Below are 21,915 nucleotides of genomic sequence, written 5' to 3'. Positions count from 1 at the left end.
ATCCGGTGTTTTTGTTTGGTGTGTGGGGATGCATAGACGCGTGCGGAAGGGTTTATCCATTAATTTTCTAGAATACAACCGTGCGTAAGACTTATTGTTTCACAGATGCGTGAGAGAGTAAGATAATAGGTAATATACGAACGTCAATACGTATTTTTAGCATATTAGCATAGATGGTTTGAGGAATGATCTGATAAATGGGAAGGCGGTCGAAGCATGAGTATACTCTATGATCAGGCAATGGAAGAGATGATTGAGGTCATTGAAGAATGGTTTAGTGAACAGTTGAAGCGGGATGACCTTGAAAAGGCTGTGAAGAGAACAACACTACAAACGGGGATCTTTAATGATATTTTGCTGGATTACAGACCTGGACGGACCACGGTAGATAGTGTGGATCTTGGATTGGATGAGGGATTGAAATCGAAGAATCCTGGTCCCTTTACGGAGGAACAGGTGCGGAATGAGATCCAGCCCAAGCTTGTAGAAGTGGTTCAAGAGAACTTGGACAAGCTGGCGGATACACCGTTGATCGACTATCGGTTTACCCTTCGCGGGAAATTCCCAACGACAGAAGGAAAGCTGCAAGTGACCATGCTCGAATATATCAACGAAGGGAAAAGGCAGCAGTTGCTTGAGCGCATTCATACATACGTAGACCAGAAGCTACTGAAAGGTTCATATCCAACAAAGCCGTTGGAATCCTTTTTTTTGACGCGTCACCTGCTTGATCCAAAATTGTTCCCTGAACTGGATGTAGCGTGGACTATATCGCAATATGATCGCATACAGGAGTTAAATAAAGGACGTCAGGAAGCTCTGGCGGAGCATCGTGGTGATATTATTCGTGCGATAACGTCTTGGGCGGAGAATCATTTTTTGCCACGGTACTTTGATGTACAGCCTTCTGCATACAGTGCCAATGTATATTCACTTAAGCCAGGTGCCTCTTTGGAGGAAGACCAGCCTCAGAGTGAGCATGGGCAGCATGTGGCACAGCCTATTGATCTGCTGTTGTATGCAGCCGTGATGATTCTTCGTTATGAGCCTAGTTACAGTAAACCGAAAGGACTTACCTTCCTGGAGCTGGCGAAACAGCTTGGCAGTAACCGTGCAGCGCGTATGATGACGGAAGGTAGTGGAACCTATGCCAAGGAAGATATTCATGTGAAAAATGAGCAGGTAGAATGCACCGCGAACGATGTGTTCTCGATCATTACCCTCATCATTCGCAAGGAGGAAGCAGCTGCCTACGAACAGGCCATTGCTTTTATCACCCGTTTGCTGAAGCAGGGCTTCCCCAAAAGTTACAAGATCAAGCTCAAATCCAGCTTGAAGCAGTATCTGCCTGTTAAAGGGCTTGCGAAGTCGGATACCCATCGATTTTTCGCAAACGCGCTGGAGTACCCAGAGCTGCGTCCGCTGCTTGAAGAATATGCACGTGCAGCGATCGAAGAGTTCGAATTTTATGCGGATACAGAGGGTGAAAAGAACTGTATGCCAGGCAGTTATGCAACATTCGGACTGGGATTGGCAGATAAGCGGTATTTCCCGTTGGTTGAATATTACATGGGGGAAGTGGACGATGAGCACCAGTTGGTACAGGATAAATTCACCGTTGCCTTTGCTGAGACACATGGAGTAACGGAAAGCACGGTACCTGCTTTAGTTGCTTGCCTACGTTGTTCTACGGATTCCCTGAAGCTGAAGATCCAGCCAGAGCTGGAGGATGAGGAGAAGCTTGAACTTCTGGTCCAATCGCTGCAAGGAATGGAAACCTATGAAGTGGAGCGAGCGCTGTATCCGATCTGGGGCAAGATAGAGAAACTTGCAACGCTGGCACGCAAGGCTGATGGTAAACGGAAAGAGTTACTGTTAGAGCTGTTAAAGGCCGCAGGGAAGTAAGGATATGCCCGTGAGGGGCTTTTCAAGGCTGATGTGATGTATGAGGATACAAGTAAAGGTGGGGGAGATATGGGGCCATTGAATCGGGGTGTATGGGAAGGACTGTCCGCTCAGAAAAAGGAGGAGCGGCTGCGTGATTTGCTCAGATATTTTCCCACAGGTATGAAGTATGAAGGGCTGGAGACATTTGAACGATTCGGTCAGCGAATCGAGACAGGTGTATTTTCGTATGAGGAGCAGACATTTGTGTTTGTGCCTGGTGATCGGGTGACACTTGGCTGGGATCGCTGGCAGGTTGGAATGAACGAGGAGACTTCCGCGGATTTGCTGGAGACCGTCAGTGAGTATGGCGTGGAGGATGTGGATTCTTTTTTGAGTAGCCAGATGTCTCCGGTCAGGGAAGTACACATTGCTCCCATGCTGGTGGAGTGCAGGAACCATCCACTTGGTTGGTTTGAAGTGACGGAAGCTGAAGCGATGGCGCAAGAGAGTTCCTATTTTACAGAAGAGTTGGAGAAGTTTAAGCTGTCCGATCTGAATCAGTATGAACTGCATCAAGAGTTTCGTTTGGTTCGTCAAGGTGAGGCAATACAGATATTTTGGTTCAATGAAGATTTGACGTTGGAATATTTAATCGAGGAAGAAGCAAAAGCGGGTTTTGGTTTGCTTACTGAAGAGGAGTGGGAGTATCTGTACGGAGGGGGGAGCCGTACGTTATTTCCATGGGGAGACAGCTTCGACTACACGATGAAATTGAAGCATTTTGGAAGCCTCGAAGAGGTGGAGGGAATTGTGGACGAATCGATAGAGCAGAACCCTTCCCTATTAGTAGAGAATGACCGTCCGTATGATTTAGAGCTGCCCAACTTTTTTGGTGTCCAGTTTGCTGGAGATCCCTATAACTATGAGCTTACGCTTGATGCTTCTGGGAACATGATGCCCAAAGGTGGCGACGGTGGCGCGATGATCTGTGGTGGCATGGGTCCGTTGGTCGGTTTCCTACCCGCTGCGGCCGTATACTATCGTGACGGTAATGCAGGGGAGTTGGAATGGGAGGGTATGATCGATTATATGAACTATCGGAGAGTGATTCGTTTAGCGGGTTTGTCGGTGTGATCATATTGCAGACAAGTGGCAACAGCAATTTTAAACGAACCATCCTCGATCAGCTGAGGATACCTATAGTCGTTAGTGAAATTAAGACAAAACACACATCAAATCTGCTTTCATAGGAAGAGCAGAATGATGTGTGTTTTATATATCGTTTTATTTTATTTCACTTTTTGCACAGATACAGCCATTTGCTCCAGCTGTGTGTGAGTCAAGGCATTATTTGCCGAGCTAAGGGTTACATAGCGATCATCCAGTTTGAATGTTAGCATGTCGGTTTGATCCGGTGTGTACCACTTGGCGGTAACGCCGTTTGGCAGTTTAACATTTTTGCCATCATAGCTGAAGGAATAGTCTTTAGGTGACACACTGACATTCATGTGATTGAAAACAAAGTTTACACCATCACCGCCAGCAGCCACACTTTTGAATGAATCCCCAGCAATCATGTGTTGTGGTGCGTAAGCAGTCTCGAATCCTTGGAATTTGGCAAAGGCTTTGCGGATGGCAGCTGACTGCTCTTGGGTATATTTCACATCAGCAAAGCCTGTAACACCCTGATCATTGCCTTGAACCTTTTGCACAGATACAGCCACTTGCTGCAACTGAGCCTGAGACAGCTTATGGTCAGGTGAGCTTATTGTGACATAACGATCATCCAGTTTGAACGTGAGCATACCCGTTTGATCCGGTGTGTACCACTTGGCTGTGACACCATTGGACAGTTTTACGTCTTTGCCATTGTAACCGTCTGAATAATCTCTTGGAGACACATCCACTTTCATATGGTTAAAAGTAAAGCTTACTCCATCGCCGCCAGCGCCTACACTTTTAAAAGTATCACCTGCAACCATCTGTTGAGGAGCGTATGCTGTCTCGAAGCCATCGAACTGTGCAAACGCCTTTTGAATGGCTTCTTTTTGAGCTGCACTATAGGTTACATTGCTCAATGTGGAAGGATTGCTTGGTGCTTCTCCGATGATCACCTGTCCTTTTTTACCGTCATACGATACAGGTACATGCAGCGCATCAGCAATGGCACGTACAGGCAGATAAGTTGAATTGTTGTAAGTGATTGGAGCCAATTTCTTGCCGTTTCCATCAGTCGGTGAGTACGCCGCACCGTCAACATTGAAGCTGATTCCATGGTTGAGGTATGCCGAGATTTTCTCCAGTTGTGTTCCTGCGAATACGCCCGTTGCTCCTGTTAAAGTCATGCCCAGTACCATCATCGTTGCTGCAGATTTCTTCAAGTTTTTCTTCATGTGTATAACTCTCCTTTAAATTGTGTTATTTATAATGGCTTGCTGTCCTTATGGCTTTATATTACCCACTGAACATATCCAGAATAATTCTGAATTATCTCCAACTTGTAAACATGTGTAAGGATCTTGGCATTTGGATGTTGTTATTCACAGAGGAGAGCATTCACATTATAGATATTGGAGAAGCAAGGAGAGAGAAGTGGGAGAGATTGCAGCTGATTTTGAGCAGGGATACACGCAGGAAGGTAATTCTTTTAACAGGGAAGTTCTTTCTGAACTAATGCATACATGGGTGTTTCCTGGACGCTTGGCCATCATAAGAGAGAGGGGAATGGTTCGCCGAACCATCCCATATGTACAACGAAACCTTGAATTACTCGAAAAGTTCAGACATGTACTTTGCTGACTGAGAGTAAGGGCCATTCAGTTCACTAAATACAGGACGAAACCGCCTATGCCGAGAACGATGGCACCAACGTATACATAAGTAAGTTTGCTCAGATTTTGCTTGGTCCTGCGATCATACTCGGGATTGCTGGTCTGATTCGCTTTTGAATTCCCGATGATCATGGTAGCAATTCCACCGAATAGGGCAATACCAACAATTAAAATATAGGGCAGCAATGTCATGCGATGACCTCCTTCATTGAAATCAATCGTTCTGTTCATTGTACTTCAAGTTTACCTTGGATGTAAGTTTTTAATGATAAATAAAGGAAAATTAAGTCCTTCACTTACAGTATGTATGCAGTGCTGAATGGAGTGGATCACTATAATTTTGAAATTTTAAATTTGAGATAAACCTTGTTGTGGCGCGCATTTGCGGCTTTCCTAAGCGGAGGCTGCAATTTTTTTTGCCCAGAGAGGTGATCCAGATTGAAGAACCCTGCGTTACACCCTATGAAGACGACGACGAGGAAACAAAGGATAAACAAAACTAACCGAGGAGTGAACACGTAATGAAAATGAAGAAATTTATCGCACCCATGCTGAGCTTGACGTTATTGATGCCAGGAATTGCCGGGGCTGCTGCAGCACCACAGACACCGATGACTACAATGAAGGCAAGTGTCAATACACCTGCTGCGGACCTGAGAGCGAGCCTGGATCACCTGTTATCCGAACACTTTGCACTCGCAGTAACCGCAATGGCGAAGGCATATGACGGAGCAAAAGATGCAGACGCAGCTTACAAAGCACTCGACCAAAATGCATTGGATATGCAGCCGGCAATCGCTTCCCTTTACGGTGATGCAGGAGCCAAAGAATTCGAACGGATCTTCCGCGCTCATAACAAATATACAGATGATCTTGTGAAAGCAACTAAAATGGGTAACCAGGCTGGAATCAAACAGGCACAGAATAATATCAACGGTTTTGTAGAAGAATTCTCTACATTCTTGAGCACAGCAACGGAAGGCAAATTGCCAAAAGCAGCAGCCAAAAATGCTTTGAAAGTACATGAAGATCTCGTGCAAAAAGTATTTGATGAATATGTCGCTGGTGACTACACAGATGCATACAAAGCTTACCGTGAAGGTTTCAAAGAAATGTTCGACGTGAGTAAAGCACTTTCCACTGCAATCACAACACAAATGCCTGAGAAATTCGAGAACAGCAAAGCGGACACACCAGCTGCTGATCTGAGATCTGCACTGAACCACTTGGCTTCCGAGCACTTCGCTCTGTCGGCTCTGCAAATGCAAGAGCAATATGATGGCCGCACAGCAGCATCCAATGCACTGGTTACGGCTGAAGCTGGAAACACAGCAGATTTCAAAGCAGCGATCGCTTCCATTTACGGTAATGACGGTGCCAACGCGTTCGAGAAAATTTGGGTAACCAACCACGTGAATGCACAAAGCGACTATGTAACAGCCGTTAAAAACAATGATGCAACGGCTCGTGCAGCTGTCGAGAAACGTATTGATGGATTCACAACGGAGTTCGCGACATTCCTGGATTCCGCAACAGCAGGCAACCTGCCAAAAGCTGCCGGACAACAAGCATTGACTACACATGAGAAGCAAGTACAACAAGTGCTGGATCAATATGCTGCAGCTAACTACGAAGGTTCGTACACCACCAACCGTGAAGGCTTCAAAGTAATGTTTGGTGTAGGTCAAGCCCTTGGTAATGCAATCGTGACGCAATTCAATGATAAATTTCAAGAGCAACCCACTACACCGACAATGCCTGGAACAGATACAACAACTGTATGGATGCAGCTGAACAGCAAAACGCTGAAAATCAATGACAAAACAACCAACATGGACACCACGCCAATGCTCTGGAAAAACACAAGCTACATTCCACTGCGCTTCCTGAGCGAAGGGATTGGTGCAACCGTGAAATGGGATAAAAAAGCACAACAAGTAACTGTAATGGCTGGTAATGATACATTGAAATTCTGGGTGAACAACAACGTTATGGAAGTGAACGGCATGAAGAAAAATGTGGGTGCAACGGTCTTTGTTAACAAAGACGGACGTACACAAGTGCCACTGCGTTTCATCGCTGAACTTCTTGGCTGGGATGTAAAATGGGCACAAAAAGATGGCTCGATCACACTGACTAAATCTATGTAATTACTATTTATAAAAGAAGAACGAAAAAAAGCTGCCCCATACGGCAGCTTTTTTTATTGTCATTTCAGTTTTTTACCTACATCTTATTTTGGGACTCAGCCATCCAATTGGTATCACATGGACGCAAAAAGGCCACATCAAAATATTCAAATATTTGGTATAATCAATGGAGTCAGCAACCTCGCCGCAACGTGTTATTGATCACGGTACGGTGGCGGACTGTACATAATCGTAATCACTAGCCCGTTGGAGTCATGTATGTTGTATTATTATTCGGTATGATCAAACAAGAAGAGGGGGTTCAAGCGGATGGACACAGCTTCAAAGCCAGAGCGACGGGCAAAACATATTGATACCCGTCTGTTTATTGCCTGGGCCGTATCAGTCATTGCGACTGGTGGCAGCCTTTATTTCAGTGAGATTAAGGGATACATCCCCTGTGATCTGTGCTGGTTCCAGCGGATCTTCATGTATCCGTTAACGATTTTACTGGGCATTGCCTACTTCAAGGATGACGTGGGAATTACCAAGTATGTTCTTCCGCTGAGTTTCATTGGAGGCGGGATCTCGTTATACCATGTAACGATTCAGCGCATTTACTCAGCTACGGGTAGTTCAGTGGCATGCGGCCAAATTCCGTGTTATACCGATTACTTGAACTGGTTTGGTTTTATCACAATTCCGTTACTTGCACTGATCGCATTTATCATCATTATTGTTATGCTGTGGGGAATTGGAAAAACACCAAAATCTTCTTCATAAGAAAGGACAGATGATTGATGAGCGGACAAGTCCGTTGGTTCATGCCCTTCATCATTCTGATCCTCCTGACTGTGGGTTGTTCGGAACAGAAGCAGTCCCAGTCAGGTGTGATGCCGGAGATGATCAAGGTGAAGCTCATGGTACCGGACAAGGTGTCCATTAAGGAAAATGTTTCCTTGCAAATCCAGCTAACACAAGGGGGGAAGCCTGTGAATGATGCGGACCATGTGCAGTTTCAGATCTGGAATGAACAGGATGAACCCGAGGCACCATCTCTGGAACAAGGCATGATGAGTGCAGAAGAGCTTGAAGCCAAGGGAGCCATCACCGCGAAATCAACAGGTGAAGGATTATACGAAGCAAGCTACGCGTTTGAGCAATCCGGAGTCTATATCGTTCAGGTCCATGTCACTGCTGGTGCAATGCACACCATGCCCCGAACGAAGGTAACTGTAGAAGAATAAATCGATAAATACAGCCCGATAATGTTTACGTACAAGCCACTTCCGGCTGCGTCGTTTATCGGGTTTTTGCATGTGTAATTCGTAGTTATAAATTTCTCATTTTTATACCTTGACCTTGAAGTATACTTCAAGGTTTATCCTTGATGTATTACAACAAGTTGGAGGTAAGATCGATGAGGATTTTGGAATGGATTTTGGTCATGGTGACGGTTATTAGCGCAGTAGTCATACTGATGGCTCCCAAACGTCAGGCAGTGAAAGTGGGTACGTTGTCGGCACTGGCACTGGTTATTCTATTGCATGGGGTAGTCGATCATTTTCGTGTGCAGCTGCTGCCCACCTATATCGTAGCCCTTGTTTTACTGATTGTATTGGCGATTCAACTACGGAAGTCGGGACGCCGTATGCAGAACACACAAAAATCGAAACGTCGTTCGTGGTTCAAAACCATCTTGGCATCCTTTCTAGTGCTGGCTCTCAGTGCAGGTTCAATTGTGCTGACGTCGCTTTTTCCTGCATTCACGATGCCCGAACCGACAGGTTCATTCGCCATAGGCACCTTTTCACAGCAGTTAACGGATGAATCTCGGGAAGAGACCAAGACGGCTGAAGCGGGTGATAAGCGAGAACTTATGATTAATGTCTGGTATCCTGTAGATCAGGAAACAGCTAAAGGATTACCGCTAGAGCATTATCCTGCCGAATTGGGAGAGGCGATCAGTCTCGTATTTGGAATTCCACCGGTGGTGTTCAGTTATCTTGATACGATTCCCACGCATGTGGTTAAAGGCGCTGAGGTGTCTGCCGCACAGAGCAAGTATCCAGTATTGCTGTTTTCACCTGGAATACGTTCTGCACGCTTTCAAAGTATGACCGCGATTGAGGAGCTGGTAAGCCACGGCTACATTGTTGTTGGAATTGATCATCCATATACCTCTGCTCAAGTGACATTCCCGGATGGACATGTTGCTTCTTATGAACCGGATCCTGACGATCTAACGTCAGAGGAAGTGTATCAACATAATATAGAAGGTGTTGGTATTCGTGCAGCCGACGCAAGCTTTGTACTGGATACGCTCACCCAATGGAATAAACATGATCCGAATCAACTGCTCGAAGGCAAGCTTGATCTGGATCATATCGGTATCTTTGGCCACTCCTATGGTGGTGCGACAACAGCGGAAGCACTGGCGCAGGATAGCCGTTTCAAAGCAGGACTCAGTTTGGAAGGTGGATTCTGGGGAACCGTATCCACGACAGCCTTGCAACAGCCGTTTATGTATATTATGTCAGGGGAAACAGCCAAAAGTTTGGACCCGAACACCACTGCCAAGGATAAAGTGTTTTATCCCGAGTTTGAAACGGATTTGGATCGGGTGATGACAAGCAGTCTCAATGACACGTATTACTTGACCGTGGATCATTTCTTCCATCAGAGTTTCACGGATATTCCGTTAATTTCACCTATCATGTTTGCCAAAGGCATAACACCAGAGCATAATGTGGACATCACAAGATCATATACGTTGGCCTTCTTTGACCGTTACTTGAAGGGAGAAGAGCAGCAGCCTTTGTTGGAAGGGACGTCAGCACGTTTCCCCGAGGCCACTTATGATGCCAAGTACACCAAGCTGCGGAGCAATCAGGAGGATTAACGCGGAGATGGATGGAGGAGTATCATGAAAACCATGACAAGAGGAGAGTTAGCCAAACGTACGGGTGTGAGCATGGCAACGCTCCGGTATTACGAGGACAGTGGAATTCTGCCTGCTCCCCGTCGTTCGTCTAACGGATACCGTGTGTATACCGAGGATTATCTGGTTAAAGTCAAATTCATTAAGGATGCTCAATCACTGGGTTATTCCTTAAAGGAAATACAGGATACGTTGCAGCTGCTCAGTCAAGAGGACATGGAGAGTGATGCACTAAAAACACTTGTACGTGACCGAATTGAAGAGATTCAGTTGCATATCGATAACCTGCAGCAGATGCAGACACTTCTTGCGGGGTTACTCCTGACGCCAGAGCATGATATTCACAATTACATTGAATCTTTCCGAATCAACAAGGAAGAGGGCAAATCATAAAATAATCCTTTAACCAATAAACACCTTCGAAGATCATCTCTGACGCATCTTGCGTGAGAAATATCTTTGAAGGTGTCTTTTATGTTTCCGGCTATGGATAACGTTTCGAACAATTCAAAACAGGCCTGCTTCGCGGAGGAAATGGTGCACAATTTCCGTCTGATACTTGATCCGGTCTGATCGGTTAAGACTCCAGCAGGTCTCCACGGTAACCGAGCGGGCTTGAAGCAGGCGAGCTGCGGCTGTTCGTGCTGAACCGGGCAACTCATGCTTCTTCAGATTGAAGTGCCTGTCACGAATGGGGATCGACCGATTCATTCGCCCTATAATTCGTTTGCATACCGGAACAGCCTTACTGCCTGGATTGGTAATCAAGGTTTGTCCGAGTACCCGGGAGCTGCGTTGGGATAATCCATTGGCTTCATGCAGATCCAGCCACCAGTCAGGTCCATATTGACGGGCAAGCTGAAAGACGGCGGAGGCAAGCGGATGTTTGGCTTTGCCAGAAATATGCCGCGGGAAGGTGCGATTTAAATCAGGTTTTCCACGGTTATGGTTTCGGTAAGCCTTCTGATTCACTCGTGGAATAATAATAAGGAGTCCACGAACCACGTGTCGACGCCCTGCCATGCAGTCATTCGCCAGCTTCTGCGCAGCGGCCATGCTCGCGGTTTCATTTCCGTGAACTCCCGATGTAATCATGATGACGGGTCCGGGCTTCGTGCCCCGAACGAGATAATAGGGAGTAGCGTGTGCACTGGATGCAGCAAGGGTGTGTTTGGTTACAAGCATGACACTTCACCTCCGCTATTACAGTACGCCATGTCCTCCCCGCATGTAACGGCATTTGAACATGCCCTCATCCAGTTCCGGATAAAATAGGCAAGTCAGTACACTCGATGAATAATATCCTCGAAATCCGGTTCTTTCATCTCGACATCCTCAATCTCGCCCCATTGTTCGAGCTGCTTCAGAATGTCCATCGTGCTCCACTCTTTTCGATTTACTTCGACAGTGACGATTTGGCCCTCTGTCCCTGTGATCTGAATGGCGGATGATATCGCTTCTGGCATATGAAACGAACCTCGATACGTAACTCGGATAAGTGTTGGAAGACCGATGGTGTCGCGCAGAGAAGGGATCGAGCCGTCATACGTAAGCTGACCGTGATTGATCACCATCACCCGACTGCATAGCTGCTCAATGTCGTCCATGTCATGGGTGGTCAGCAGAATCGTTTTGCCAAACTCCTCATTTAATGTACGAAGAAATTGACGAATGTTCCGCTTCGCGTTTACATCCAGTCCAATCGTCGGTTCATCGAGAAAAAGCAGTTCAGGATCATGCAGCATGGAAGCTGCCAGATCCGCACGCATCCGCTGTCCAAGCGAGAGCTTACGGACAGGTGTAGCCCAGAACGATTCCAGATCCAGCAGCTCGGCGAACTGGGCTAATCGTTTCTTTTTGTCATCTGCACGGACTCCGTACATTTCGGCCAAAATATCATACGAATCCTTCACGGGCAGATCCCACCAGAGCTGGCTGCGCTGCCCGAACACGACACCGAGGCGTCCAACCGTGCGGCGTCTTTCCTGATGTGGATTCATGCCACCGAGCAATACTTCACCCGATGTCGGATGAAGGATACCCGTCAGCATTTTGATCGTGGTGGATTTTCCAGCCCCATTGGGGCCGATATATCCAACAAATTCTCCTTTGCCAATATCAAAGCTGATGTCTCGAACCGCTTCCTTGGACAGATACTCACGTGAAAACAAGGTGCGTAGCCCGGAGAACCGACCCTCACGTACCACAGGGGTTTTGAACTCCTTTTGCAGATGCCGCGCTGTAATCATAGTCATGACGATATTCTCCTCCTTAGCTACCTGTACTTTGATATTTGGTTATACCGAATTTCCAGAAACGCAGACTTGCGGCCAGACTCAGGATGGCTACAACGACAATCGCAACAAGAACCCACGCACCTAGTTCGCCGCGAAGCAGATAGAGTGACGGAACATAGTTCACGAAACCCACCGGGATCAAGGTCAGCAGAATGCCAGACATCCATTTGGGATATAGCGTCAGCGGATATTGGGCAGCCGTACGCGCCGCATCCTCAGTGATGGTTTGCAGCTCCTCAATACGTGTGGTCCAGAATCCAAGCGTTGCCGTGGCAAGCCCAATCGAAAAAAGAATAATGGCTCCGGTCAGGATGACGAGCAGGGAGAAGGGGATGACAGTCCAGCCGATCTGTCCGCTATGCATCATGCCGGCCAGAGACCAACAGAGAATAAACCCGCCTTGTAACACTTCACCAGCCATGATGCGGAAGTTCTGTGGCAGTAAGGCCAGCAATACGGGCATCGGACGGGTTAACAGTTGATCGAGTTCGCCGCCGACCAGATATTTTTCCAAATGATGCACTTCGTTGCCAAACGTTCGATACAGCGTCTTGGATAGGGTCATGATCGCGAAAAGGTAACCGATTTCATGAAGGGACCAGCCTTTAATGGCTCCGAATTTGTGAAGCACCAGAGCAACCATCAGAAATTCGGAGATTTGAATCAAGGCGGCCAGAACGGAGGCCATGATGAAATTGAACTTGTATTGCATCCGGCTGCGGATGCTTGTTCGAATGAGCATTTTATATAAAGTAAACCAGGAAGTTGTTTTCATCCGCCCTGCACCTCCACTTTACGGCGTAGTACCTGGGTGATCGCCAGACAGACGAACGTCATGAGGACGCACCAAATCAAGGTTCCCCATAACAAGGAGCCATTTTCATAACCCAGATAGATTCGGGTCGGGACGTAGAGAAGGAAAGGATAGGGAGACAACCAAGCAATTCGTTCCAACCAGTCTGGCAGCCATTCCAGCGGGATGAAGAAACCAGCAAGCAGATTCATCATGGCGTGATTGCCCCAATGCAGCCAGGAGGACTCCGTCGTCCACATCGCGGTGGCGCCAATAATGTAATTCATACAGATGGATAAATAGGATGCGCCGGCAAGACCAATTGCGGCAAATAGCAGGGTTGAAGCTTCTGAGGGCCATTGCAGAGAAAATACGATGGAGAAGAGCAGGTAAATCGGAATGCTTTTGTACACGAACTGGTAGGCAACCTGTCCCCATTCACGTGCCATCAGGTGGGTGAACAGATGAACCGGCCTCATGAGATCAAGTGCGATCTGCCCTGTCCTGACCGAGAGTGGAATACCAAGTCCATTGGTGAGAAAACCCGAGATCCAGAGAGAGGATTGCGTAAACGCAATGTAACTGATCATCCCCTGTGTCCCGTATTCTCCGAGAGAGTGGTCGGCCCCGATGCCGATCCAGAGACAGGCATACATGTAACCGAACATGGCGCTTGCCAGGTTATGTACCATGTGGGCCCCGCGGTATTGCAGGTTCCGGGAGTAGGCTTTGGAAGCCAGAGTGAAATAAAGCATGTGACACCTCCGATAAGTTGGTTGAACGGCGGTTCCGTTCACTTCAGTCAAGGCGAAAAAGAGAGAAGGACAACAGCATACCAATTAATTCCTTCACAGGCAAGACATTTTTTTGGCATATACCGGAAGAAATGAGGCTGTTCATTAATGCGCCACAAGACAGCGGTTTGTCCGTTCCTTTATAATTGGGGAGCAAGAACGCAAACGTTTACAATATAAACTATTCAAATTTTAAATAATCCGCCGGGCATGTGCCTGACGATTGAGGATACAGCTTCAACAATCCGGCAAGAGAGAAGGTTGGAATGAGGAAAATTGCATGGGTCACCGACAGTACGAGCACACTCGATCCGCTATTTGCTGAGCAGAATCATGTTTACATCGTACCTCTGCGCATCGTTTTTGGAGAGGAATGTTATCGGGAGACAGAAGACATCTCATCGGAATTGTTCTATGAGAAACTTGATGGGGCTTCACGCGCAAGCAGTTCACAGCCGCCGATTGGTGAATTTATTGAGCTGTATGAGTCGTTGAAAGGCCAGTACGATGAGATTATTACCATTCATTGCTCCACTGCGCTAAGCGGAACGCTGCACACATCGATGCAGGCTGCCGAAATTGCAGGTGTGACGGTTACCGCCATTGATTCCAGAGCAGGTGCTTATCCGCTGCGGGAGATGATATTGCAAGGACTGGAATGGCAGAAGCAAGGTCAGACAGCTGCCGAAATCAAACTTCACATTGAACAGATGATTGATAATATGTCCTTTTACCTCATTCCGGCCAGTCTTCAGCATTTACACCGCAGTGGGCGTGTGTCCGGGACCCAGCTTATTCTTAGTCAATTGTTGAAAATTCATCTGCTGCTTCGATTCGAAGAGGGCAAAGTGGTTGTGAATGAGAAAATCCGTACGTTCAAACGGGCCAAACAGCGCATGCTGGATGTGCTCAAGGTGGATATGGGGAAAGTGAAGCATGTATGCATCATGCATGCGAACAATCAGGAAGAAGCCGTTACAATCAAACAGCAGATTGCAGATCTGCTTCCCCGCTTGAAGACGGAAATTATGCCTTTTATCCCTGTGGTAGGCATTCATGCAGGTGCGGGAACAATTGGACTGTGCTGGATACGAAGCGAGACGGTATAAAGTAGTTAATGAGGCCCGGCAGGAGGTTCACTTTGAAACATGAAGTGGCGATCCTGCCGGGTTTTTCGTATTTCATTGCCAATTGATGCAAACTGTGAGGTAATAAAGGAAAACGATCAAGTTGGAGGGAATATCGTGTCAAGTTATCGCTTGCTGCTTGTTGAAGATGATCGGTCAATTAGTGAAATGGTCGGTCCTTATTTGGAAAAAGAGGGCTATGACGTCTCTTATGCATATGACGGACTGGAGGCGGAACGTCAATTCAGTCAATCACCGTCAGTTTATGACTTGGTCATTCTCGATCTGATGCTGCCACATAAAAATGGGATGGAAGTGCTCCAGAGCATCCGTGCCACCAGTCTGGTGCCAGTACTCATCCTGTCTGCGAAGGACGGAGAGGTGGACAAAGCCCTTGGCCTGGGATTCGGCGCTGATGATTACTTGAGCAAACCATTCTCATTGATCGAGCTGACCGCCCGGATCAAGGCGGCTATTCGTCGTGCCAACTATACCGCACAACCTGCAGCTGCAACTACTCCGAAGGCACAGCGCATTCACATTGGCGGACTTGTGGTCGATACGGAAACGTATGAAGTTGAGCGTGATGGCATACCTGTAAAACTTACTTCCAAGGAATTTGGCATTCTCAAAATGTTTGTCACCCACCCTGGCAAAGTATTTACCAAGGCTCAAATTTACGCTTCTGTCTGGAATGATCATTATTATGGCGACGAAAATATCATTAATGTTCATATGCGTCGTCTGCGCGAGAAGCTGGAAGTTGACCCCTCCAACCCCCGGTATATCAAAACATTGTGGGGTATCGGTTATAAGCTTGAGGTGGACCCGGCATGACATTGATCTTTGCCTTTTCTACCGGGATCTTGGCTTTTGTCGTCATTCTGTTGAGCGTAAGGTTACATAAACGTAGTACCCATCTAACTTACATACATGAGAAATTGACCACTATTATAGATAAGAACACATTTGAACGCCTGCTTGTCTTCAACAGTGACCCCCAAATCAGCCAGCTCCTTAAGGACATGAATCAGTTACTGGATCATGCACATCGGGCTGAGGCGGGCTATGCCAATCAGGAGAAGGAGATGCGCAACATGCTCTCCAATATCTCTCATGATCTGAAGACGCCGCTTACGGTTGTGCTTGGTTATTGCGAAACGCTGCTGCACAGCACTTCCCTAACGGATCAGGAACGCGCGATCATGACTAGCAAAATCCAGGATAAGGCGCAGGAAGTGCTGCGTCTGATTCATTCCTTTTTTGACCTGGCGAAGCTGGAGTCGGGGGATAACGAGCTTGTACTGTCCAGGGTCAATGTAAGCGAATTGTGTCGATTGAAGATGATTTCTTTTTATGACATGTTAACGAATCTGGGTCTTCGAGTAGAGCTGTCCATCCCGGAAAGCGATATCTTCGTCAAAGGTAATGAGGAAGCGCTGGACCGTGTGCTGGATAATCTGATTACGAATGCCATGAAATATGGAGCGGATGGCAAGGTGCTCGGCCTTTCACTCGACTATTCAATAGGTGAACGAGTGACTCTTAGCATCTGGGATCGGGGCAAGGGTATTCCTGAACAGGAGCACAGCCGTGTATTTGAACGTATGTATACGCTTGAGGATTCCCGTAATCGTCTCTATCAAGGAAGTGGTCTGGGACTGACCATTACGAAGCGATTGGTGGAGCGGATGGGCGGAAGTATTGGGTTGCAAAGCGTACCTTTTGTACGAACTGTATTTTTGGTTTCATTAAAACCTTGTTAGAAGCAGTTTTTAGCTTTCGCGATAAGCTTAAGGTTTTTGTAAGATTTGATTAATAAAAAAGAAGACTTTTCTCTTTACAATACAGATATAAGAACCCGTCAGGGACGAACGTAAAGGAGAATGAGAACATGACATATATTGCGCGGACGATAGGTGTGACCAAGACGTATGCAGGGGCGGAGGTTGTATCCAACGTCAATATGAGTATCAGGCAAGGGGAGATCTACGGGTTTCTTGGTCCGAATGGAGCGGGGAAAACCACGATGATGAAGATGCTCACTAATCTGGTGAAGCCGACTGTAGGCGAGATTGAATTGTTTGGAGAAAAGCTCACGCCTACCTCTTATGAATTGCTGAAACGAATGGGCAGCATCATTGAGTATCCTTTTTTCTACGATAATCTGTCCGCTAAGGAAAATCTGGATCTTCATTGTGAATACATGGGGTTTCATAACAAAAAGGTCATTAACGACATGATGGAAAATGTAGGTCTCAAGGATACAGGCAAGAAGCCTGTTCGTGACTTCTCTCTGGGGATGAAGCAGCGACTTGGCATTGCTCGTGCGCTAATCACAACACCGGAACTGCTCATTCTGGATGAACCGATCAATGGCCTCGATCCCGTAGGAATCAAGGAAATGCGTGATTTGTTCAAACGTCTCAGTTCCCAATATCGTATTACTTTGCTGATCTCCAGCCATATCCTTGGGGAAATTGAACAGGTTGCAGACACCGTTGGGGTCATTCGAAATGGGCGTCTGGTTGAAGAAGTATCGATGGAGAGCATTCGCGGGAGCCACAGCGAATACATTGAGCTGCAAACGTTGGACCCGCGTAAAGCAACCTATGTGCTGGAACATCAGCTGGGGTTGAAAAATTATAAATTGATCGATGACCATACCGTACGCATCTATGATCCGGGCATTGCTCCATCGGAATTGACAGGCAAGCTGATCGGGCATGGCGTTGAGATTGAATCCATTTTCAAACGGGCACATTCATTGGAAGAACACTTCATGAGCTTAATGAAGGGGGATGGGGACGTTGCTTAAACTGATCCAGCTGGAACTGCGCAAACATCGGTTTGCCCGAAATTTCAGAACGGTAGGTATCGCCAATCTCGCCCTTATCCTGTTTCTCATCTTGATTGGATTCACCGATCAGGGGGCAGAAGATTACGCTTTTGCCGATTACCACGTCTCCTTCATGTTAATAGATACGTTTGCTAGAGCTGTATTCATCATCTTTGGCGGTGCGCTGATCGCGAAACTGATTATTAGTGAGTATCGAAATAAAACGATGAACGTCATGTTTACCTATCCGATCAAGCGCCAGAAAATCATTGCTGCCAAGCTGATTATTATCTTTGTTTTTACCTTTGTGATGATTTTGTTTACCGATCTGCTGATGGGAGCCTTGCTGGTTATTACAAACCAATTCTACTCCTTCATTCCCGATACGTTGACGATAAGTGATGCACTGGTACTGTTGCTGAAGTACACCATTAGTTCCTTGTCCGCTGCGGGGATGGCTCTGATCCCTCTATTCTTCGGGATGCGCAAACATTCGGTCACGACTACACTGGTATCATCCATTCTGCTTGTTCTTGTAGTATGTTCTGGATTCAACGGGCCTACGTTCTCCATCAACACGCTTATTGTGATCCCACTGACGCTGGGGGCGGTTGGACTGTGGATTGCTTCACTGTCCATGATTCGTCTGGAGACAAAAGATGTGAACTGATTCCTCTGAAAACCATACTCCGTATGGCTTCACATGCCATTGACATCCGCTCGTACAAGGGATAGGATAATGTCAACTGAAGGATGAAGGAGAATGCAACTACCATGACGATTCCAAAAACATTAACAATCGCTGGTTCGGATACGAGCGGCGGTGCCGGGATTCAAGCAGATTTGAAAACTTTTCAGGAGCTTGGCGTGTATGGCATGACTGTGCTTACTACTGTTGTGGCTATGGAGCCTGATACGTGGGATCACCAGGTCTTTCCTGTGGAATTAAATGTAGTCGAGGCTCAACTGCGCACCGTTCTGGATGGCATCGGTTTTGATGCAATGAAGACGGGTATGCTGGGTTCTGTAGACATCATTGAATTGGTTGCGAAGCACATCCGCCGGAGCGGACTGCCACAGATCGTTATCGATCCGGTAATGGTCTGCAAAGGTACGGACGAAGTGCTGCAACCTGAGAATACAGAAGCAATGATCGAATTCCTGTTGCCGGGTGCTGATCTGGTTACCCCGAACCTGTTTGAGGCTTCACAGCTCGCGAAAAGTGGGCTAATCCGCTCCAAGGAGCAGATGGAGTCTGCAGCAGCTGTCATTCACGATCATGGGGCGAAACATGTCCTGATCAAGGACAGAGGCGTTATTAACCCGGGTAAAGCGATGGATCTTCTCTATGACGGAACGAACTACGAATGGTTTGAAGCCGATGTTGTTGGCTCCGGATATACACATGGTGCAGGCTGCACCACATCTGCGGCAATTACCGCAGGTTTGGCGCGCGGTCTTACTGTGAAAGAGGCTGTTCGTGAAGGCAAAGCCTTCGTGACCAAAGCGATTGCTGGTGGATTCCCGCTGAACCGCTTTGTTGGCCCAACGTTGCATGTAGCACACCGACTGGAGAAGTAAAACTGAGCGGTGCGCACGTGTAGTGTGTAATCGCGGAGAAAAACGTGGTCTCAGCCGGAAGTAGCTGTCAATGAGCAGAAGGTTGCTCGTTGACGGCTTCTTTTTTGTGCGAAAACGTATGGAATTTAGTAACTTTTGGTATATATTAATCGTATATAAGATGGAGTTCATTCCAGAACATGGCTGGACACACGGACGACACACGGAATCGTTATGTTAACAAGAGAATGCTAAAAGGAGAGTCGGTCATGGTCAGAACAGTGCTTCTTGTGGAAGACGAAAGCCGCATTCGTGAGATTGTGGCCGATTATTTCATAAAAGAACAATGGAACGTTATTGAAGCAGAACATGGGGTGGAGGCGCTGGAATTGCTGGCACTGCATGAAGTGGATCTGGTCATCCTGGATGTGCTGATGCCGGAAATGGATGGATGGACCCTCTGTGGGCATATTCGTTCCCAGTCGACCGTACCTATTATAATGTTGACTGCCCGATCGGAAGATGATGACAAGATTCATGGCTTCCAGCTCGGCGTGGATGATTATGTTACGAAGCCATTCAGTCCTCGTGTACTGGTGGCACGTGCAGAGACATTAATGAAGCGGGTAGAGGGCGCCGTTAGCAAGGAGCAGACTGTGATCCGGTTTGGAGGCGCAGCCCTCGATCCATGGGCACGGCGGCTTGAGAAGGATGGAATCGAAGTGGAGCTTGCTCCCAAAGAATATGACCTTCTGCTGTATTTAACTCGCAATCAGGGAATTGTACTGTCCCGTGATGCCATACTTAATCGGGTATGGGGATATGACTTTGAGGGCGATTCGCGTGTGGTGGATACCCATATCAAAAAGCTTCGCAGCAAACTTGGGGATGAAGCGAAGTGTATCCGAACGGTTATCGGTACCGGTTATCGATTCGAGGCCGAGGCATGAGACGTAACGGTGTAACGATGAAACTGTTTTTGGTCATGGCTGGATTTCTGCTTCTTCTATATGGAACAACCGTGATTGCCCAACTGGTCTGGTTCCCGGACTTTTACCAACATCAGAAGATCAGCAGCATTAAGAAAAAATTAACAAAATTCGAACAACAATATTCCATGGGACATTGGAACGATGTGCAGCTGGCCAAGGAAACCGGAAAGTTCATGCGGCAGAATCAGTCGCATCTGGTCATCCTGACGAATACAGGTAAGCTGGTCAATGACCCATTCCACATCGTGCTTCTGCAAGAGGATGGCAAGCAGGTGAATATATCTCTGTCGTTGTTTATCAACAGTGAGAACGCAGGATGGCTTGCTACACACTTGAAGTATGGTCAGCAATTGACCGTTACAGGCTCAGCAAGTGGAATGAATGATCCTATGGTTTATCCGCTGAAGATAAAGGATCAGAGTTCTGTGGTCAGCGGAACGGAAGATTTTCAGGAGTTAACGGAGCCGGTAGAAGAATGGTCAGGAACATTGAAGGAAGTTGTTCTTCCCAACCTGGGGACATGGAGCCAGAGACAGGGGCTGCTTGTGCAGGCGCTGGATAGCCGCTTCCCGCTGTCTACGGAAGATCAGCTCAGTCTCGCCAACGGGAAAATGATTAATGAGGAATGGACCGATAGCTGGAGTGGTGTGCGAAATGTGCTTACCATTGCTCCGGTGCACAGCTCCGGACCCCAGCAGCAGCTCATTTTTTCCCTGACATCCCTGCAGGAGATGAGGGAGGCGAGTGAAGCTACACAACTATTTTATGCGTATTTTGGAATTGCTGCATTTGTGCTGATTGTGTTCCTTTCACTGCTCCTGTCCCGAATTGTCACCAAGCCATTGCTTGCCCTTAACCATGTTGCCAAAAAGATGTCGACCCTTGATTTCACGGTGAAATCGCCTATCCGCCGCAATGATGAGATTGGCAGTCTGTCCAACAGTCTCAACGCGCTGTCGACGACATTGGGTCAGACTTTGGAAGAACTAAGACAGGCGAATAGTCAGATGCGCACCGATATGGAGATGAAGCAGCGGATTGAACAGCGTCAACGGGAGTTTTTTGCCGATGCATCCCATGAGCTCAAAACGCCAATCAGCATCATCAAAGGGTACTCCGAAGGGTTGAAAGATGGGGTCAGCGAGAGCAAACGTGAGCGTTACATCGAGATTATTGCCGATGAAGCGGTCAAGATGGAAACGATGGTCGAAGAGATGCTGGATCTGGTACGGCTGGAATCCCAAGCGATTAAGCTAAATACTGATGCAGTGGCTCTTGGAGATATGATTGAAGATATTGCCGGACGTCTGGGTCCACAATTGAAGGAAAAGGAACTGGAGGTCGTATTGGTCTCCACCACCGAGCAGACCATTGAGGGAGACCGCAGCAAGTTGGAGCAAGTCATCTACAATATGATGATGAATGCTATACGTCATGCTGTCCCCAAGACCGATATTATGATTGAGATCAGCAGGCCGGAAGGACAGGTTCGAATCTCCATTGAGAATCAGGGTGAGCAGATTTCGGAAGCGGAGCGGCAGTACATCTGGGAAAGATTCTACCGTGTGGAGCGCTCGCGTAATCGCAAAATGGGGGGGACCGGGCTTGGCCTGGCCATCGCGAAGCAGATTCTCGATTTGCATGGATGCAGTTATGGCGTGGAGAACACGCCGGACGGAGTCCGTTTTTATATTATTTTTCCTAATGCTTAGTACGAAGGGGAGT

The 21,915-nt window shown here is 47.3% G+C and carries 21 protein-coding genes; 15 read left to right on the top strand and 6 right to left on the bottom strand.

Annotated features, from left to right (window positions below; all coding sequences use genetic code 11):
* Positions 1-216 precede the first annotated feature (216 nt).
* Complete coding sequence (locus RS891_RS27500) at positions 217-1,905, top strand: DUF6138 family protein (protein ID WP_315793700.1); 1,689 nt, start codon at positions 217-219, stop codon at positions 1,903-1,905.
* 69 nt (positions 1,906-1,974) lie between these two features.
* Positions 1,975-3,021, top strand: a complete 1,047-nt coding sequence (locus RS891_RS27495) for a hypothetical protein (protein ID WP_315793699.1) — start codon at positions 1,975-1,977, stop codon at positions 3,019-3,021.
* A gap of 155 nt (positions 3,022-3,176) precedes the next feature.
* Here the strand turns inward: RS891_RS27495 and RS891_RS27490 are convergent, their stop codons facing one another.
* Together RS891_RS27490 and RS891_RS27485 are read right to left on the bottom strand one after the other, a co-directional pair.
* Entirely contained in the window at positions 3,177-4,280 is a 1,104-nt protein-coding gene (locus RS891_RS27490) for a stalk domain-containing protein (RefSeq protein ID WP_315793698.1), read from the bottom strand.
* A 423-nt stretch (positions 4,281-4,703) separates the two neighbouring features.
* Positions 4,704-4,910: a hypothetical protein gene (locus RS891_RS27485; protein WP_113055449.1), complete on the bottom strand. Its 207-nt coding sequence runs from the start codon at positions 4,908-4,910 to the stop codon at positions 4,704-4,706.
* 329 nt (positions 4,911-5,239) lie between these two features.
* On the opposite strand from RS891_RS27485, the gene RS891_RS27480 reads away from it, so the two are divergent.
* The 5 genes from RS891_RS27480 to RS891_RS27460 all read left to right on the top strand — a co-directional run bounded on the left by RS891_RS27480 (position 5,240) and on the right by RS891_RS27460 (position 10,181).
* Positions 5,240-6,868, top strand: coding sequence for a copper amine oxidase N-terminal domain-containing protein (locus RS891_RS27480; protein ID WP_113055448.1), 1,629 nt, complete (start codon positions 5,240-5,242; stop codon positions 6,866-6,868).
* Positions 6,869-7,177: 309 nt separating this feature from the next.
* Complete coding sequence (locus tag RS891_RS27475; RefSeq protein ID WP_076291195.1) at positions 7,178-7,630, top strand: disulfide oxidoreductase; 453 nt, start codon at positions 7,178-7,180, stop codon at positions 7,628-7,630.
* Between the two features lie 17 nt (positions 7,631-7,647).
* Positions 7,648-8,094 (top strand): FixH family protein, encoded by a 447-nt coding sequence (locus tag RS891_RS27470; protein WP_113055447.1) that lies wholly within the window; start codon positions 7,648-7,650, stop codon positions 8,092-8,094.
* Positions 8,095-8,267: 173 nt separating this feature from the next.
* Positions 8,268-9,749, top strand: a complete 1,482-nt coding sequence (locus RS891_RS27465; RefSeq protein WP_315793696.1) for an alpha/beta hydrolase family protein — start codon at positions 8,268-8,270, stop codon at positions 9,747-9,749.
* 24 nt (positions 9,750-9,773) lie between these two features.
* The gene (locus RS891_RS27460; protein ID WP_113055445.1) at positions 9,774-10,181 is read left to right on the top strand and encodes a MerR family transcriptional regulator; all 408 of its coding nucleotides are present in this window, start codon (positions 9,774-9,776) and stop codon (positions 10,179-10,181) included.
* A 114-nt stretch (positions 10,182-10,295) separates the two neighbouring features.
* Here the strand turns inward: RS891_RS27460 and RS891_RS27455 are convergent, their stop codons facing one another.
* The 4 genes from RS891_RS27455 to RS891_RS27440 form a co-directional block, all read right to left on the bottom strand.
* Positions 10,296-10,973 carry a M14 family metallopeptidase gene (locus tag RS891_RS27455; protein WP_315793695.1) on the bottom strand — a complete coding sequence of 226 codons (678 nt, stop codon included), beginning with the start codon at positions 10,971-10,973 and terminating at the stop codon, positions 10,296-10,298.
* A 95-nt stretch (positions 10,974-11,068) separates the two neighbouring features.
* Complete coding sequence (locus tag RS891_RS27450; RefSeq protein WP_315796468.1) at positions 11,069-12,037, bottom strand: ABC transporter ATP-binding protein; 969 nt, start codon at positions 12,035-12,037, stop codon at positions 11,069-11,071.
* Between the two features lie 22 nt (positions 12,038-12,059).
* Positions 12,060-12,860, bottom strand: a complete 801-nt coding sequence (locus RS891_RS27445) for an ABC transporter permease (protein WP_113055443.1) — start codon at positions 12,858-12,860, stop codon at positions 12,060-12,062.
* A complete protein-coding gene (locus tag RS891_RS27440) occupies positions 12,857-13,633 on the bottom strand; it encodes an ABC transporter permease (protein WP_113055442.1) in 777 nt (258 codons plus the stop codon). Before RS891_RS27440 ends, RS891_RS27445 begins: the two co-directional genes overlap by 4 nt.
* Before the next feature lie 305 nt (positions 13,634-13,938).
* Between RS891_RS27440 and RS891_RS27435 the strand changes: the two genes are divergently transcribed.
* From RS891_RS27435 to RS891_RS27400, 8 genes are all read left to right on the top strand, one after another.
* A complete protein-coding gene (locus RS891_RS27435; protein WP_113055441.1) occupies positions 13,939-14,781 on the top strand; it encodes a DegV family protein in 843 nt (280 codons plus the stop codon).
* A 135-nt stretch (positions 14,782-14,916) separates the two neighbouring features.
* Complete coding sequence (locus RS891_RS27430; protein WP_309304348.1) at positions 14,917-15,636, top strand: response regulator transcription factor; 720 nt, start codon at positions 14,917-14,919, stop codon at positions 15,634-15,636.
* Positions 15,633-16,565, top strand: coding sequence for a sensor histidine kinase (locus RS891_RS27425; protein ID WP_315793694.1), 933 nt, complete (start codon positions 15,633-15,635; stop codon positions 16,563-16,565). Before RS891_RS27430 ends, RS891_RS27425 begins: the two co-directional genes overlap by 4 nt.
* A 128-nt stretch (positions 16,566-16,693) precedes the next feature.
* A complete protein-coding gene (locus RS891_RS27420) occupies positions 16,694-17,617 on the top strand; it encodes an ABC transporter ATP-binding protein (protein ID WP_315793693.1) in 924 nt (307 codons plus the stop codon).
* Positions 17,610-18,308, top strand: a complete 699-nt coding sequence (locus RS891_RS27415) for an ABC transporter permease (protein ID WP_315793692.1) — start codon at positions 17,610-17,612, stop codon at positions 18,306-18,308. Before RS891_RS27420 ends, RS891_RS27415 begins: the two co-directional genes overlap by 8 nt.
* A gap of 104 nt (positions 18,309-18,412) precedes the next feature.
* Positions 18,413-19,219 (top strand): bifunctional hydroxymethylpyrimidine kinase/phosphomethylpyrimidine kinase, encoded by an 807-nt coding sequence (thiD, locus tag RS891_RS27410; protein ID WP_064640632.1) that lies wholly within the window; start codon positions 18,413-18,415, stop codon positions 19,217-19,219.
* 248 nt (positions 19,220-19,467) lie between these two features.
* Entirely contained in the window at positions 19,468-20,148 is a 681-nt protein-coding gene (locus tag RS891_RS27405; protein ID WP_113055436.1) for a response regulator transcription factor, read from the top strand.
* Positions 20,145-21,902 carry a sensor histidine kinase gene (locus RS891_RS27400; RefSeq protein ID WP_315793691.1) on the top strand — a complete coding sequence of 586 codons (1,758 nt, stop codon included), beginning with the start codon at positions 20,145-20,147 and terminating at the stop codon, positions 21,900-21,902. Before RS891_RS27405 ends, RS891_RS27400 begins: the two co-directional genes overlap by 4 nt.
* Positions 21,903-21,915: the final 13 nt, after the last annotated feature.

It is taken from the genome of Paenibacillus sp. BIC5C1, from assembly GCF_032399705.1.
GTDB lineage: Bacteria > Bacillota > Bacilli > Paenibacillales > Paenibacillaceae > Paenibacillus > Paenibacillus taichungensis_A.
The sequence above is the reverse complement of the archived record's forward strand: the minus strand, read 5'-3'. Positions and strand labels throughout refer to the sequence as shown.